We start from the raw sequence: 15,896 nt of genomic DNA, 5'->3' as shown, positions 1-15,896 counted from the left end.
TCATAACACTGTTCACCCTGCCCGCAACTAGCCCCGCAATGGCGGGCTATGAACCCAACCCTATCGACTTTCTCGTTCTAAGGTGTGTATCGATTTTTATGGGTTGCGTCGGGGTAAAAAATTTTTCGCCCCGACATTCGCCCTAGCCCACCAAACCCTCAACTCGCAAATGAAACTCCTCCTCAAACACATCTTTTTTATAGTTCAAACTCCAACATTCTAACTCACAGGGATCCGTGGGATCCGTAGGGGTGAGGTGGAGTTGCAAAATTTGGTGGTGGGGATTGTAGGCGGCGTTGACTTGGGAAATTGCCCCGATTTGCCGCCGATCCAACGCCACCGCTAACCGTAAAATTGCACTCAACTGATCCACCCGTTGCCGATTGGGTTTCGTGAGGGGATGATAATTGGGGTGCTTCTTCTTGGGCTTACTTTTGCGATGATAACGGGCAATATTGGCGATCAATTCCACCTCTAATTCCGTATAACCTAAAAGCTCCGCATGGCGGATTAAATAATAGGAATGTTTGTGATGGGCAGCATGGGAAATATACAGGCCGCTGTTGTGGAGCATCCCCGCCGCCCAGAGTATATCCCGCTCCTGCTCATTCCAAAAATGGAGTTTACCTTGCAGTTGATCAAATAAATCCACCGCAAACTTAGCCACCCGTTCGCTATAGTCCATATTGACCTGATACTTTTGGGCAATGCTGTAGACACTGCGATCGCGCACCTCGCTTTGATAATGGAGCTTATCGGCAATGAGGCGATGGGTGAGCATCCAATCGACAATAATCCCCTCCCGCAACGCCCGCTCACAAATACTAATTTCCGCCATCCCCAACATTTCCATCGCTTCGAGCAAAATCACTGCCCCGGCGACGATGATTTCCGCCCGCCGCTCCGACATCCCCGGAAACAGGGCGCGATCGCCATAGGGCAATTGGGCCAACTGCTCCGTTAACTGGTTTAACTGCTCCCGGCTGATGGTGTAGCCGTTGAGAGGGCTAGGGGGTTCCTCGCTCACAGTGCGGGCTTGGAGGAGCGCCAGGGTTTCAATTGTTCCCGATGTGCCAATCAAACAGGGCGTTTCCCCCGGTTGGATTTGGCTGCGAATTTGTTCAATGGATCGCTCCAGCATCCCCCGCACATAGGCCCGCAAATAGGTCAATTCCGCCGGACTGACGGGATCACTGTGGATAAATTCCTGGGTGAGGCGCACCGCCCCCACCTTGGTACTGCTGAGATAGCGGGTATCGTGGCGATCGCACAAAATCAACTCCGTCGAGCCGCCGCCAATATCAATAATCACCTGGGGCTGCTCATTAAATTCCCACCCCGACAGCACCCCCAAATAAATGCGCCGCGCCTCCTCCGGGCCGGAAATCAGATCAATCTGTAGCCCCAGTTCCCGCTCCACCTGTTGGATAAATTCCTGGCCATTGGGGGCCTCACGGGTGGCACTGGTGGCCACGGCCAGTAAATGCTTCGCCCCAAAGCTCAAAGCCAGATCTTGACAGCGGCGCAGCGTCGCGAGGGCCCGGGCGATCGCCTCCGGGGTGAGGTTGCCCGTGTGGAGGTCGCGATCGCCCAACCGCACCGTATCCTTTTCCTTGGCAATAATCGAAAAGCTGGGAAATTGTGGCTCAATCTTAACCACTACCAAATGAATCGAGTTCGTGCCAATATCGATCGCCCCTAAAATAATCGGTTTTGTAGGGACAGACTGAGGGGGGAGCGATGCCGCCATAATCTTAGGTTCCGGTAGCTGGGTATGGAAATCTTCACTACCACCAGTGTACGATCCGACGGATTTCCCGAATATGAAGCTCTGTCACCTTGATCCGGCATCGGCGTAGGGGCGTTGGCGTAAGCCTGCCGGAGGCACAAAAATTTTTCGCCCCCACAGCAACCCATTGTTGATCAACCCGGCACAAGCTCAAGGGTTTTGCACCCAAGACTCCGAGGGTTCCGCCTGACGGTTCTCCATCACCGTGAACGTGGGCGGTAGTTCTACCTTCGCTTGGGCAAAAATGCGGTAATCATCCGGTTCCCCGAAAGAATGCTCTAGTTCCGCCTCCGCCGCTGCCGTTTCCCGTTTAACCCGGATTAAATCATACTGAACATTGCTATCTCCATGGATGGCAAAGGCAATATTAAACACCTCAAAGAAATGCACAACCCAATCACAATCGGCTTCAGGATAGGCAATATAGTGGCGGATCAACTTTGCCACCTGATGCTCTAAATGGGTACGAGAATTGGGACAAATTAAAATGAGCTTGAGGAGTAAAATTACCAATGTAATTGTATTGCCTTGAGAAACTAAAAAAATGAAAAAGTCCGAAGGCTCTTCTTCCCGTTCAATGGTGAGAAAACTGATCACCCGGTTACAGGTTCGCAACAGGAGTGAATCGCTTAAGGTATCCTGATCATATTTGGGGTAAAGGGACTTAATGCGGGTTAAAATGCGCTGATAAGTAGGATTTTTGGCATCTTTTCCTTCTGAGGAAAAGGCCAGATAATTACAGAGGGCATCTTTAAAGTCTGCATAGGTGAGACCTTGAACTTGCTTGGTAAAAATATTGGCAAAATAGGAATATTTATAATGCCCCTGACGCACCATGATCGTTTTAATCAGCCGTAACACCTCCTCCCCTAACCCCGTGGGGTTTTGGACAGGGCGAGCCGGATCATGAACAGCGGATTGCGATCGCGCCGTGTACATTGCCAATTCAAACTTAAAACGATCCTTCAATTCCTGCGATCGCTTTTTAGCCGCCTCCCGTTGCTCCGGGGAATTATCAGTATTCACATACTGCGGCACTAATAAATAAGAAGTATAACGCTCACTCCAATGTTTCGCAACCCCCGTTAAAAGCGGCGAATTTTTACGATGTTCAGCGGTAAACAGCTTCAAATCTGCGTAATCCTGACTTTCAACAAACCGCTTCAGCCACTCCTGAAGATGCTTGCGGGCGCGGGAAGCCACCCGGCGGTCAAAATCGTACTGGGCAAAACCCTCCACCAAAGGGGCAATACATTGGATTTGTCGCTTCGCTTCCCAGTTGTTAATTAAAATATAACAGCAGCGTTTGAGCGTATTTAAAAACTCATCGCAACGTTTAGCATTTAAAATTTTTTCCAGTTCTTTAAATGCCGCCTGATTGCCTGGATGGGATTGATAGACCAAAAACAAGCCGTTAAATTCATCAAGAGCAACTTCTGGGGGAAAATTACGGACGGTCTCCAGGAGAAATTGATAGATCAGCATGGCGGGGAGGGTAAGGACATGGCTTATCTAGCAGATTAAGCTGCTCAAAACCATCCAAGGTTAAGAATATTTTAACCATGATCCCGACAAATGGCCCTAGATTTTCTTTAACAGCCTCAGTTCAACCCTCACCGACCGGCTCGGCCCCGAATACGATCAATTTCCGCTTGCAGTTGCGAAATTTGTCGCTGGAGGGCATCCACTTCCCCCGCTGCACTGGCGGCGGTGTTGACGGCTCCTTCGGCGGGGTCGGGGGTGTAGTGGCCTTGGCGGAGGTTTTGGTACTGCTGGGATTGCGACCAATGTTGTAAATAATGTAACCGCTCCACCGGGAAGGGATGGGTGACTAAGGCTCCATTGCCGCCGTTATAGATCAGGAATTTATAAATCTGGTTGAGTTCATCACTATCGAGGGCTTGATAACGTTCGGCTTGGCGGGTAAATTCCGCCAAACTGCATTCATGGGCGTATTTTTGGCTCCCCCCCGCCACACGCATCATCGTTTGTGCTACTAAATTGAGATCATCCACGACCAATAAAGCGGCGCGATCGGCGGATAGCTCGGCTTTGCGTATCCATTCATAAAACCCATACACTAAGCCTTGATTGAGCATCCGCCCAATCCCTAGGGTCAATTCCCCAATGATTTCTGTTGCACTCATGGCCCAGATCGCCATTTGTTTGAGGACGGTATGGCCGCATTTAATATGGCCCAATTCGTGGGCGATGACGGTGCGCAATTCTGCCTCACTGAGGAGATCCATGGCTCCGCTATGAATCACCATGGAGGGATGCTCAGAACCGAGGGAGTAGCTATTCACCTGGGGATTTTGGCTGACAAACAGGCTCGGCTCCACATTGAGGCTGAGATCCCGGACACAATCGCGAAAAATACCGTAGATTGTGGCGTATTGACGGGGGCCAGCGGCAACACAGTTGCCCATCAGATAAACCTGTTGGGGCCGCTCGTAGAGGTATTCGACAAAGCTACGGGTAAATTGCTCAAAGCCGGGGATGGCCCGCAGGGCTTGTTCGGCTTGGGCATCGAGGGGATGGCGAAAGGCTTCGCTGGTGAGACCGGGATAGGTGGCCATGGTGCAATAGGGAGGGGCTTCCCTCCGATTGTAAACATTTCTTTGCGGTCTGTGCTGTCTCTGATTGCCGAAGGAGAGGGGCGATCGCCCCCGCTTCCCTCAAAACCCCTGTGCTACGCTGGAAACCAACGGACGCGCCCTTGGCCTTATGATCAGTTCTGCCCACCCTCAGGTTGAATACCCCGAAAGCGACGGTAAACCCTTGGCTGATAACACGCTGCAATTTCGCTACATCACCACAATCCAAGGCGGGTTAGATGCCATGTTTGCTGACAATCCTCAGGTGTTTGTGGCGGGGGATTTGCTCTGGTATCCCATCAAGGGGGACAATCGTACCCGCTGCGCTCCAGATGTGATGGTGATTCTTGGTCGTCCTAAGGAGAATCGCGGCTCCTATAAACAATGGGAAGAAGACGGCATTGCCCCTCAAGTCGTTTTTGAAATTGCCTCGCCAGGCAACACATTGAAAGAACTGCACGATACAAAACTAGAGTTTTACGAAACCTATGGCGTACAGGAATATTATCTATTCGACCCAGATCGCGCCTTCCTTAAGGGATGGCAACGGGATGAAGTGGGAGTGCTTTCCATCATTCCAGAAATGCAGGACTGGCGGAGTCCGTTGTTAGGGATGCGGTTTGAGTTGACCCTGGCTGGGGAGTTGCAGCTTTATACGCCAACGGGGGAACGGTTTGCGACCTATGTGGAGGCGATCGCCCAGGCTCAAGCGATGCAAGAGCGGGCCGAGCGGGCCGAAGCAGCCCAACTGAAGGCGATTCCGCCCTTAGTGGCCATGGGTTTGGATGCAGGGGCGATCGCGCAAATCCTCTCCTTGCCGCTGGACGTGGTGCAGGATTATTTGAATTAGGCAGAGATGCGATCGCACCCTTGACGGCAAAACTCCATCCCTATGAAAAATGCACTACCACTGCTTGATAGCGATTTCGATGAGTGTGGCTGACTGGTTTACTGGGATGGGGTGTTGAGGTGTCGCCAAATGCGGAGGACTTCGGCCACTGTCCAGGCTTGGGCGATCGCTCCACGGGGGGTGAAGGGGGCATCGCCATCGCTGATTTCCCCGAGGGTTCCGAGGCAGCCGCTACGGAGTTGATCGAGCATGGGGTCTAGGAGGGTTTTGGCTTGGGGGCGATCGCCATAGACCGCTAAATGAGCTTGAATGAAATGGCCCATTAACCAACCCCAGACTGTGCCTTGGTGATAGGCTCCATCCCGCTGATACCTGTCCCCCCCATAGACCCCTTGATATTGGGGATGATCGGGGGACAGGGAGCGTAACCCATGGGAGGTGAGGAGCGATCGCCCCACCGCATCGACAATGCCCCGCTGTTCCCGAGGCAAAAGCAAAGGTAATCCGCCCATTTCCATCAAGGCAGCGGGAAGGGAAACGGCGAAAATTTGATTCGGGCGCAGGGCAGGATCATGGCCCTGAGGGCCATCCAGCACATCAAAACAATAGCCCGTGTCATAGTTCCAAAACCGACTAAAGCCAATCACCACATTCTGGGCCAGGGTTTGGTATTCCTCCGACGGTTTCCCCAAAGCCTGGGCTAACACCTGCATCGTCATCAGGGCGTTATACCAGAGGGCATTAATCTCCACCGGCTTACCAATGCGGGGCGTAACCACCCAATCCTCCACCTTGGCATCCATCCAGGTGAGTTGCACCCCTGCCTCCCCTGCATAGAGCAAGCCATCTTTGCGATCGAGGTGGATGTTATAGCGCGTCCCCTGGATGTGCCAATCAATCACCGCTGCGAGGGCGGGGAACAGTTCGGCAATCAGGGTTTGATCCTGGGTTGCCACGAAATAGGCCCGCACCGCCTCGAAATACCACAGGATGGCATCAACTGTGTTGTATTCCGGTTGATTGCTGCCATCGGGGAAGAGATTAGGCAGCATCCCCTGATCGAGGTATTGGGCAAAGGTGCGCAGCAGGAGACGGGCGATCGCCGGCCGTTCTGTCGTCAACGTCAACCCCGGCAAGCTGATCATCGTATCCCGGCCCCAATCCCCAAACCAAGGATAACCGGCAATCACCGTTTTACCCTCCGGCTCATCGGGGAGAGGGCGAGCGACAATAAACTGATCGGCGGCTAACACCAACTGTTCAATATCGGGGTTGCGGGGTAAATGGAGCGCCCGCCAAGGGGCTAATACCCCATGATCATAGTTGTGGCGACGTTCCAGGGCTGCGGCTCCGTCAGGGTCGGGGGCTGCTTCGGTGCTGGCAATAATGGTGAGGGATTGACCGAGGCTGAGGCTGCCTTTAATCAACGCGGGGTTGAGGTGGTCTTCATGATCCGTTAAACCCCGATACCGTTCTAAGGCCAGGTCAAATTCCCGATGCCAATGGGGATGAATTGACCATTGGGGGGGAGTGGGGCCGTAGGCGAGGATTTTGTAGGGGACGGCTTGGGGAAAGGGGGTGATTTCAATGCCATAATCAATGGCGTTGATCCCCATCTGCCAATCTTCATGATGGGTGTCGCTGTGGAAATCGCGATAGTTGACGAAGGGTTTGAGGGTCAGTTCAACGGCTCCACTGCCCCGCTTGAGGGTGTAGCGGATATAGGTGGTGTTTTGCCCTGGCTCCATCCAGATCCGCTGCTCGAGGAGGAGGTCAGCAACGGCATAATCCCAGACGGGGGTTGTCCCTTCGAGGTAGAAGCCTTCGAGGTTGAGGTAGCCTTCCGGGTCGAGGGTTTGGTCAGACCAGCGATTGGTGTAGAGGGGAAAGCTTTGGCCGCGATAGTGGAGGTCGGTGTCGATTTTGCTCACCAGGAGGGTGCGGCCTAGGGGAGGGGTGAGGGCGGCAACGAGGAGGCCGTGGTAACGGCGGGTGAGTAACCCGGCAACAGTCCCCGCCCCATAGCTCCCGCTGCCGTTGGTGATCAGCCATTCATAGCTTTCGGCTCTCGCCAGGGTTCCACATTGATTGCGTCCAAGTCTAATGGCCATGATGATTAGGGGTTAGGGGGTTAAGGTTTGGCAAAAAGTGTTAATCTCTTGAGCGATTTTCTTCATAGTGCAATTCCTAAGGCGATCGCCCTTTGAATATGGGGTTTCGCCCACTCCGCTTCAATGAGATCGATCATAAAATCGTGACCCCGCTCAATCTTGGCTCCCGCTCGGTAGAGGGATGCCCTGGGTAAACCCGACACGGCTAAATCCAAATCAGAATACCAGTGCATTTGCTCCACATTAAGCCATGATCCAAACAAGACGACTCGGTGAGCACCAAATTCAGTTTTTAATTGTTGGGCTGCTTGTCGGGCGATCGCCCAGCCTTGGACTTGGCGCTCACCCATCGCCGCTAAAAATTTGGCTCGTTGGGAGCGTGCTTGTCGAACCCGTTGAATAATATCCTGTTGGGTGGCGAGGGGGAGGGCCATGGGGGTTAGGGAGTTTTAAGTAGGTGGTGGAGAAGTTCGATCGCCCCGAAGCGGACAACATCGGTGCAGAAGCGGCCGGTGGCTTGCTGGACTTGGGCGATCGCCCCCTTGGCGGCTTTGGGTTTAAGGTGGGCCGTGTTGAGGGCGATCGCCTCCACCCGTGCCGGCCCATAGGCCCCCGCCCCCCGTGCCACCGCTTCATACAACTCAATCACCGCCGGGAGCGGGGGGATTTCTACATCGGGGCAGTTATGGATGTGGGTTTGGCCGGCCCGATGGACAAGGATTAACCCCGTAGGTTGACTGCCTCGGATCAGGGGTAGCGTGGCCGTTGACCCGGGATGGAGTAAGGAACCTTGGCCCTCGATTAAGAGTAGATCGCAACGGGAACCGAGATCCAGCACCGCCTGCTCCACCGCTCCGGCAGCAAAATCCACCCGCACCGCATCGAGGGGAATCCCCTCCCCCACAATCATTAACCCCCCCTGACCCGTAGCGACAAATTTGGTATTAATGCCTTGGGCGATCGCCGCCTTGCGCAATTCTAGCCCCGTGGACATTTTCCCCACCGCCATATCCGTGCCGACGGTGAGGAGGCGCTGACAGGGGAGCCGCCTCGCCAACCCCTTGCCAATGCCCAAACCCGGCGGCTCCTGACGAATATCCCAAATCCATTGGCCCTTTTGGAGCCGTCCCCCCGGCAAATCTTCAATCATCGGGGTCATGGCACTATGGAGGCCATTCACCACCGACACCCCCGCCAGGATCCCCAGTTTCACCTCTTCCCACCAGCTATCGGGGAGTTGCCCCCCCGATGGTGCTACACCAATCAGCAATACATCGGGTTGATAGGCTAGGGCATCGGTGACGGAAGCGACAATCGGGATCTGCCGATCAATCCCCGTTAAATCCACTAAAGATTCCCCCGTACAATCCTCATCAATCAGGGCCACCACTTCCGCCTCCCCATAGCGCAAAAAGGCCAAGCCTGTTTTCCCACTGCGATCGCGAATGCCGCGATGGAGGAGAATCGCAACCCGATGATGACTGGTTAAATGCTGCATAACGCCAAAGCTGAAGGTGAGGGAAATGGGGAAGGGAGATCTCCAATTTAAACCTTAAACTCGCGGCTGTTGATTAATTTTTAATCGCTGGGGGCGATCGCCCCTACTCTCGTCTATCCAGAATTAACAGGCTCTTAGGCTGCTCTTAACATTGGGTTGTTAAGCTCTCAGCAGTCTAGGTTTAATGTTGTCCCTGGTTTGTCTATCCCCGGAAAGGCAGCAGGAACCTCAGTCCAATCCTGCCCATCTGCGAACTTCAGTCAGTTAATGTATCCCCGATAACATTGTCCATGTATCCCCGATAACATTGTTGACATCTTTTCTCAGTAGTGGCAGAATGGCTCGGGTAGTGTTATGGTTTATTCTTGATGTGGTTTTCGTGACACCATCACGATAGGGAAGTCTACGGGCAACCTGATTAGGGGCGATTTGACTACGCCTGTGGGAGCCACCCGGCTGATTCCCGAATCTCTGTCTTGATGAGAGCAGAGACGGTCAAAGGATTAAGACTTGTTTGAGGAGTGAATAATTTAGACGCATGGCAAAACTACACCGGTCTTCAGTTAAAGCATTACCGATCTTCATCGGTTCTGCCCTCTTAGCGGCCCAGCCCTTCGCGGCTCAAGCCCAAACCCCCAACCAAGACTTGTTTGACCAAATCGAAGCCTACAGCGCCGAAGGTCAAGTAATGATGAATCAAGCGGGCGGGGCATCCCAGTTTAGTGATGTTTCCCCCAGCGATTGGGCCTTCCAAGCCCTGGATGACTTAGTGCGTCGTTATGATTGCCTCAAGGGTTATCCCAACGGCACGTTCCGAGGCAACCGCGCCCTTTCTCGTTATGAATTTGCTGCTGGTTTAAACGCCTGTTTACAGCAAATCGAGCGGTTGATCGCTGAAACCACCGCTGATTTCGCCACCCGCGAAGACCTGGAAACGATGAATCGCCTCATGCAGGAATTCGAGGCGGAACTGGCAATGCTCGGAACCCGCGTTGATAACCTGGAATCCCGAGTTTCCTTCCTGGAAGATAACCAATTCTCCACCACCACGAAACTGGCTGGGGAAGCAATCTTTGCCCTCAACGCCATCAGCCCCCGCCGCAACCAACCCGACACCAACGCTAACCGCCTCCTGGAAGGGACGGATACCCGTTTCCGGGATGAAATTGTGTTCCAAGACCGGGTGCGGTTGAACTTTGATACCTCCTTCACGGGGCGCGATCGCCTGCGCACCCGTCTCCAAGCCCGCAACGTAGCCGACTGGGGAGTCCGTACCCTCACCAACGAACCCCGCTATGGTTTCGGTGGCGACAACGGCAACGACATCCAACTTGATGTCCTGGCTTATCGTTTCCCGATTGGGTCTAAAACCACGGCGCAAATTTTCGCCAATGCAGCAGGGATGGATGATTTCTTACCCACCCTCAACCCCTTCGATTCCAGCGGCAACGGCTCCATCTCCCGCTTTGGTCAACGCAACCCGATCCTACGGGCCGGTGGTCAAAACCAAGGGATTGGCTTCATGCATAAGCTCAATGACAACTTCAATGTGTCCCTTGGCTACACCGCTGGTCAAGGTGAGAACCCCACTTCTGGGATCTTTGGCGGCAGCTACGCCTTAGGCGGTCAAATCCAGTTTGAAAACGATAAGTTTGGCGTGGGTCTGCAATATATCAACGCCTACACCACCAATGGCGGTACCGGCGTTACCCGCAGTGGTTTGGGAACTGGAACTGGTAGCCTTGCTGGGGATCTTGCCCTGAATGGCAACGCGATCGGGGGCACGGATAACGTTGTTTCCAACAACTACGGTTTAGAAGTGCTGTATACGCCCAGCGATCGCCTCTTCGTCGGGGGTTGGATTGGCATGAGCAAAGGCATCGTGATCAATAGTGGTACTGCTGATGTGTGGAACTACGCCCTCACCGTTGGTTTACCTGACCTTGGCGGTGAAGGCAACCTCTTAGGCTTCGTCTTCGGGCAACAGCCCCGCTTGGCTGGTTCCTCCAGCAGCTTGGCCGGTGCGTTCCGTGGCACCAGCGCCGCCAACAACGACCGTGCTAACCGCGACATCGGGTATCACCTCGAAGCCTTCTACCGTCTCCGGGTGAACGAGAACATCCACATTACCCCTGGCTTGGTTTACTTCACCAACCCCGGCCACAGCAGCGTTAACGCTGATATGTTGATGGGAACGCTGCGCACCACATTCACTTTCTAGACAGACCTGCTAACCAGGAACACACAACACGATATCTCAGTGGCGAGGACAACCTCGCCACTTTTTTTTGTAGCCCATCGCAAATTAATGTAGGGGCGAAAAATTTTTCGCCCCTACGCCGTCTGTAACCCGATCTATAAACAAATTTCGCATTATTCCCCATCCCCCGTTCCCCATTCCCCCCAATTGTGAACTAAAATCAATCCTGCAAACCCCACTGGGGAATGGGAGTATACTAAACATCAGCCTCCATCCCTCAATGCCCGTGGAACTCTCCTGTCGTACTGAATATGCACTGTTGGCTCTTTTGGAGTTGGCGGGGCATTATCCCCAAGATGAACCGCTACAAATTAAACAAATTGCCGCCCAGCAACAGATTCCGGAGCGGTATTTGGAGCAATTGTTAGCGACGCTGCGGCGGGGGGGGTTTGTCCAGAGTCAGCGGGGGGCCAAGGGGGGCTATTTGCTGACCATGGAGCCTTGGAAGATCACGCTCTTGGATGTGGTCAACTGCCTCGAAGGGGCAGAGGCCCGGAATCGTAAGGAGGCGATCGGTACGCTAGCACGGATCGCCCCCACCCTTGAAAGTGTCGTGGTGGATGAGGTGTGGCAAGAGGTTTACGAAACAATGCGGGGGGTGCTTCAGGGTTATACCCTTCAGGATCTTTGCGACCAGCGGGATTCTCGCCGCCAGATAAATATTATGTACTACATTTAAGGAGTCAAAACTGATGCGAATTGCCAACAATATGACGGAGTTAGTGGGACGCACGCCCTTAGTGCGTCTCAATCGGATTCCCCAGGCGGAAGGTTGCAGCGCCGAAATCGTTGTCAAGTTGGAGGGGATGAATCCGGCGGCTTCGGTGAAGGATCGCATTGGCGTGAACATGATCAATACGGCTGAGGCGGCGGGGTTGATTGAGCCGGGGAAAACGATTTTAGTCGAACCGACATCGGGGAATACCGGCATTGCCCTGGCCATGGCGGCGGCGGCCAAGGGCTATCAACTGATCCTCACGATGCCAGAAACAATGAGCAGTGAGCGACGGGCGATGTTGCGGGCCTATGGGGCGCAGTTGGAGTTAACGCCGGGGGCGGGGGGGATGAGTGCCTGTATTCGCCGCGCCCAGCAAATCCTCGAAACCACGCCCAACGCCTATATGTTGCAACAGTTCCGCAATGATGCCAACCCGGAAATTCACCGCCGTACTACTGCTGAAGAGATTTGGCATGATACCGATGGGCAGATTGATTTTCTGGTGGCGGGGGTGGGAACCGGCGGCACGATTACCGGCGTGGCGGAGGTGATTAAGCAACGCAAGCCGGAATTTAAGGCGATCGCCGTCGAACCCATCGGTAGCCCCGTGCTTTCCGGGGGGGAACCCGGCCCCCATAAGATCCAAGGTATTGGGGCGGGGTTTGTGCCGGAGGTGTTGAAGGTGGAATTGATTGATGAGGTGATTACCGTCAGTGATGATCAGGCGATCGCCTATGGCCGGCGGTTAGCCAAGGAAGAGGGAATTTTATCGGGGATTTCCTCTGGGGCGGCCCTTTGTGCGGCCATTACCCTTGGCCAACGGCCAGAAAATGCTGGCAAGTTGATCGTGATGATCCAACCCAGCTTTGGGGAACGCTACCTCAGCACCCCCTTGTTCCAAGATCTAGAATCCCCCGATCTCATTGGGGCAGTTAGTTAAGCCGCCTTCCACCCAACCTAGGGGCGAAAAGTGAACAGTGAAACTGTTTCGCCCCTACCCCCTCAATTAGCAGAGTTGAGATCGCTTACCCGGCGGAAGGGGCTGGAGGGGGTTCTGCTGGGGCTGGAGGGGGAGCAGGAGCGGGAGATTCCGGAGTGCCTGAGCCTTCTGGTTCAAAGCCGAGGAATTGCCGGGCCATGGGGAAATAGGTGGCCCATTGTTGGGGGTCGGGAAGATTGATCCAGTTGCGGCGTGTGACCCGGAGGCGCAGGAGGGGGACAATCACGCCGCTGTTTTTGCCATAAACCATGATATCGGCCGTGGTGACGAGGGGATTGCTGTCAAATTGTCGCTGTACCCCCGCTCGTGCCGCAGCCTCTGCCCGCCGGAGAAATGTGTCGTAGGTGTCATCGGGGCGGCGTTGCAGTTGGATATCCGGCTGCATGGTTTGTGCCGCTAGGGGTAACGGCGTGATCCCCCCCGTCAAACCGCCACCGAGGATTGCTAAACCGATGACAATCCCCCACCCGTGCAGATGGGGCGATCGCCCCCCCCTTATCCGTTTTCCCTTGAAAATTTTGCCCATCGCTGCCCAGCCAAGCCCGTCTATTCATCCCCCAAGTATAACAATCGGTTTTGAAATGTTAGAGCGGCCAAGGAATTCCGCTAGAATTGCCTTGCAACCCGTTCACCGCTTGGGGATATGTCAGACTACACCGCGTTGGCCATCGGCATCAATCGCTATCAATACATTCAACCCCTCAACTACGCCCAGGATGATGCCCAAGCCCTGCATCAACTCTTGGTGGAAGAAACCGAATTGCCCCCCCATCAAGCCCTCCTGTTAACGGAGGCTTCTCCTTGGGTGGGGAACCATAGCACTGAGCCAACCCGCGATCAGATTTGGCATTGGGTCGATACCTGGCTGGCGGCCCAAACTGGCTCCCTGTTGTGGTTTTTCTTCAGTGGTTATGGGGTGAGTTGGCAGGGGGTGGATTATTTAATGCCCATGGATGGCAACCCGGCGGATATTCCCGGCACGGGGATTGTAGCTAAGGATCTCCTCGCAAGGTTGCAGGGCAATGGTCAGCGGCGGGTGTTGGCGTTGTTGGATATTAACCGCTCGCCGGGGGTGATTGCCGGGGAAACGGTGGGGGGACAGTTGGCGCAAATTGCCCCGGAAATGGGGATTTCGTTGATCCTCTCCAGTCAACTGGAGGAGGCTTCCCATGAGGCGGTGGCTTTGGGTCATGGGATGTTTACCGCTGCGTTGTTGGAGGCCTTGCGCTACTACGGCCCCCAAACGACTTTAGACGGGATTAGTAGCTATCTCTATGAACGGTTGCCGGAATTGAGTGAGCACCATTGGCGGCCGGTGCAACATCCGTTAATTATTATCCCTTCCATTGAGTTTGCCCAAGCGCCGCTGTTTCCCCAAGGGGTCGGGGCGGAACCGGCTCCGGTGGAACTGCCGCCGGCTGTGGTGATGCCCTTGGAGCCGGAGAGTGAGGAATTGCCGCCGGAGTTGGCGGCGGATCCCATTGGGCCGTTACCGGCGGAACTGGCTGCTGAAGTGGAGGTGGAACCGGAACGAGAACCGGAACCGGTGCGATCGCTGGATCTGCCCCCCTTCTCACCACCGCCGCCGGAAATGCCGCCGATTCCCACCATTCCCACGACGGCCCCCACAGTCCCGGCGGCTAACAGTCAACCCCGGCCCACACCGAAAAAAGCTCAATACAATTGGCTGCTGTGGGGTGGGGGGTTGTTGCTGATTTTGGCGGTTTGGGGATTGTTTAATCTGCTGTTTGGCGATCGCCCTTCTCAACCGGAAACTGTCGGTGAACCGGGGCAAGAGATACCCACAACGATTCCCCCTACGCCTGGGGTGGAAACGGCTCCTGCGGCTCCGCCCACGTTGGCGGAAAGTCAAGCGATTCTGGCCCGTGCTCGCACCTATATCCAGGATAATCAAGCTTCTGGGTTTAGCCGTGCCATTGCGGAAGCGGGGCGGATTCCCCCCGGTGCGCCGCTTTATGAAGAAGCCCAGGGGGATATTGCCCGGTGGAGTGCGGTGATTTTGGATCTGGCGAAGGGGCGGGCGAATCAGGGGCAGTTTGATGGGGCGATCGCCGCTGCCCAACTGATTCCTGCCAACCAAACCGCCGCCTACGCAGCCGCCCAGCAAAGTATCGGCCAATGGACGCAAAATGCGGTGATCCAAAAGGAAAATGCGGAAAAAATCCGTGAAGCGCGGCGTTTGATTCGTTATACTCAAGCCTCTTCCTTCCTCCAAGGGATTAATTTGCTCAAAACGATTCCCCAAGGGCAACCGGGTTATCAACAGGCTCAGGAGTTAATTCGTTTGTGGCAGGAGCAAATTTATTTGATTGCGAATTCTCGTGCGGCGAGGGGGGATTTTGAGCAGGCGATCGCTACTGCCCGTCTTGTGCCGACGGATGCGCCGAGTCATGCCGCCGCCCAGACGGCTATTTCCCGTTGGGAGCGGGGTCAGCGATAGATGTTTTGGCGTTTAGAAACCGGGTTTTGGGGGAAAATGAGGGGATATGTGCAACCCGGTTTCTTCGCTTGGGGGGGAAAGAAACCGGGTTTCAGGGGGGTGATGGTGGGTAAGGGGTTGGTGCAAGAAACCCGGTTTCGGGCTTGAGGTCAGAAACCGGGTTTTTGGGAGGGGTTGGGGGGCAAACGAGGGGATGGACGCAACCCGGTTTCTTGGCTAGCGGGGGGAAAGAAACCGGGTTTCAGGGGGGTGATGGGGGGCAAGGGGTTGGTGCAAGAAACCCGGTTTCAGGCTTAAGCTCAGAAACCGGGTTTTTGGGAGGGGTTGGGGGGCAAACGAGGGGATGGACGCAACCCGGTTTCTTGGTTAGTGGTGGGAAAGAAACCGGGTTTCAGGGGGGTGATGGGGGGCAAGGGGTTGGTGCAAGAAACCCGGTTTCAGGCTTGAGGTCAGAAACCGGGTTTTTGGTAGGGATTTGGGGGGCAAACGAGAAGATGAACGCAACCCGGTTTCTTGGTTAGTGGTGGGAAAGAAACCGGGTTTCAGGGGGGTGATGGGGGGCAAGGGGTTGGTGCAAGAAACCCGGTTTCAGGCTTAAGGTCAGAAACCGGG

12 protein-coding genes are annotated in these 15,896 nt (G+C 54.7%); 5 read left to right on the top strand and 7 right to left on the bottom strand.

Annotation, left to right across the window (positions count from 1 at the left end; genetic code table 11):
- Window positions 1–142: 142 nt before the first annotated feature.
- The 3 genes from VB712_RS16295 to VB712_RS16285 form a co-directional block, all read right to left on the bottom strand.
- On the bottom strand, window positions 143–1,750 hold the full coding sequence (locus VB712_RS16295; RefSeq protein ID WP_323256619.1) for a Ppx/GppA phosphatase family protein: 1,608 nt from the start codon (window positions 1,748–1,750) through the stop codon (window positions 143–145).
- 189 nt (window positions 1,751–1,939) lie between these two features.
- On the bottom strand, window positions 1,940–3,274 hold the full coding sequence (locus VB712_RS16290) for a hypothetical protein (protein ID WP_323256618.1): 1,335 nt from the start codon (window positions 3,272–3,274) through the stop codon (window positions 1,940–1,942).
- A gap of 128 nt (window positions 3,275–3,402) precedes the next feature.
- On the bottom strand, window positions 3,403–4,368 hold the full coding sequence (locus VB712_RS16285) for a M48 family metallopeptidase (protein ID WP_323256616.1): 966 nt from the start codon (window positions 4,366–4,368) through the stop codon (window positions 3,403–3,405).
- 148 nt (window positions 4,369–4,516) lie between these two features.
- Between VB712_RS16285 and VB712_RS16280 the strand changes: the two genes are divergently transcribed.
- Complete coding sequence (locus VB712_RS16280) at window positions 4,517–5,236, top strand: Uma2 family endonuclease (protein WP_323256614.1); 720 nt, start codon at window positions 4,517–4,519, stop codon at window positions 5,234–5,236.
- 98 nt (window positions 5,237–5,334) lie between these two features.
- On the opposite strand, the gene VB712_RS16275 is transcribed toward VB712_RS16280, so the two are convergent.
- The 3 genes from VB712_RS16275 to VB712_RS16265 form a co-directional block, all read right to left on the bottom strand.
- On the bottom strand, window positions 5,335–7,347 hold the full coding sequence (locus tag VB712_RS16275; protein ID WP_323256612.1) for an amylo-alpha-1,6-glucosidase: 2,013 nt from the start codon (window positions 7,345–7,347) through the stop codon (window positions 5,335–5,337).
- Window positions 7,348–7,409: 62 nt separating this feature from the next.
- A complete protein-coding gene (locus VB712_RS16270; protein WP_323256611.1) occupies window positions 7,410–7,781 on the bottom strand; it encodes a nucleotidyltransferase domain-containing protein in 372 nt (123 codons plus the stop codon).
- Between the two features lie 5 nt (window positions 7,782–7,786).
- Complete coding sequence (locus VB712_RS16265) at window positions 7,787–8,845, bottom strand: DUF1611 domain-containing protein (protein ID WP_323256609.1); 1,059 nt, start codon at window positions 8,843–8,845, stop codon at window positions 7,787–7,789.
- Window positions 8,846–9,383: 538 nt separating this feature from the next.
- Here VB712_RS16265 and VB712_RS16260 point away from each other — a divergent pair.
- The 3 genes from VB712_RS16260 (at window position 9,384) to cysK (ending at window position 12,763) form a co-directional block, all read left to right on the top strand.
- The gene (locus VB712_RS16260) at window positions 9,384–11,066 is read left to right on the top strand and encodes an iron uptake porin (protein WP_323256607.1); all 1,683 of its coding nucleotides are present in this window, start codon (window positions 9,384–9,386) and stop codon (window positions 11,064–11,066) included.
- 265 nt (window positions 11,067–11,331) lie between these two features.
- Window positions 11,332–11,784 carry an RrF2 family transcriptional regulator gene (locus VB712_RS16255; RefSeq protein ID WP_416236375.1) on the top strand — a complete coding sequence of 151 codons (453 nt, stop codon included), beginning with the start codon at window positions 11,332–11,334 and terminating at the stop codon, window positions 11,782–11,784.
- Between the two features lie 13 nt (window positions 11,785–11,797).
- A complete protein-coding gene (gene cysK, locus VB712_RS16250; protein WP_323256603.1) occupies window positions 11,798–12,763 on the top strand; it encodes a cysteine synthase A in 966 nt (321 codons plus the stop codon).
- 85 nt (window positions 12,764–12,848) lie between these two features.
- Here cysK and VB712_RS16245 read toward each other — a convergent pair whose 3' ends face one another.
- Complete coding sequence (locus tag VB712_RS16245; protein ID WP_323256601.1) at window positions 12,849–13,349, bottom strand: hypothetical protein; 501 nt, start codon at window positions 13,347–13,349, stop codon at window positions 12,849–12,851.
- Window positions 13,350–13,466: 117 nt separating this feature from the next.
- Here VB712_RS16245 and VB712_RS16240 point away from each other — a divergent pair, with 117 nt between their 5' ends.
- Window positions 13,467–15,284 (top strand): caspase family protein, encoded by a 1,818-nt coding sequence (locus tag VB712_RS16240; RefSeq protein WP_323256599.1) that lies wholly within the window; start codon window positions 13,467–13,469, stop codon window positions 15,282–15,284.
- Window positions 15,285–15,896: the final 612 nt, after the last annotated feature.

The sequence above is a fragment of the Spirulina sp. CCNP1310 genome (assembly GCF_034932185.1).
In the GTDB taxonomy this organism is placed as follows: domain Bacteria; phylum Cyanobacteriota; class Cyanobacteriia; order Cyanobacteriales; family Spirulinaceae; genus Spirulina.
The sequence above is the reverse complement of the archived record's forward strand: the minus strand, read 5'-3'. Positions and strand labels throughout refer to the sequence as shown.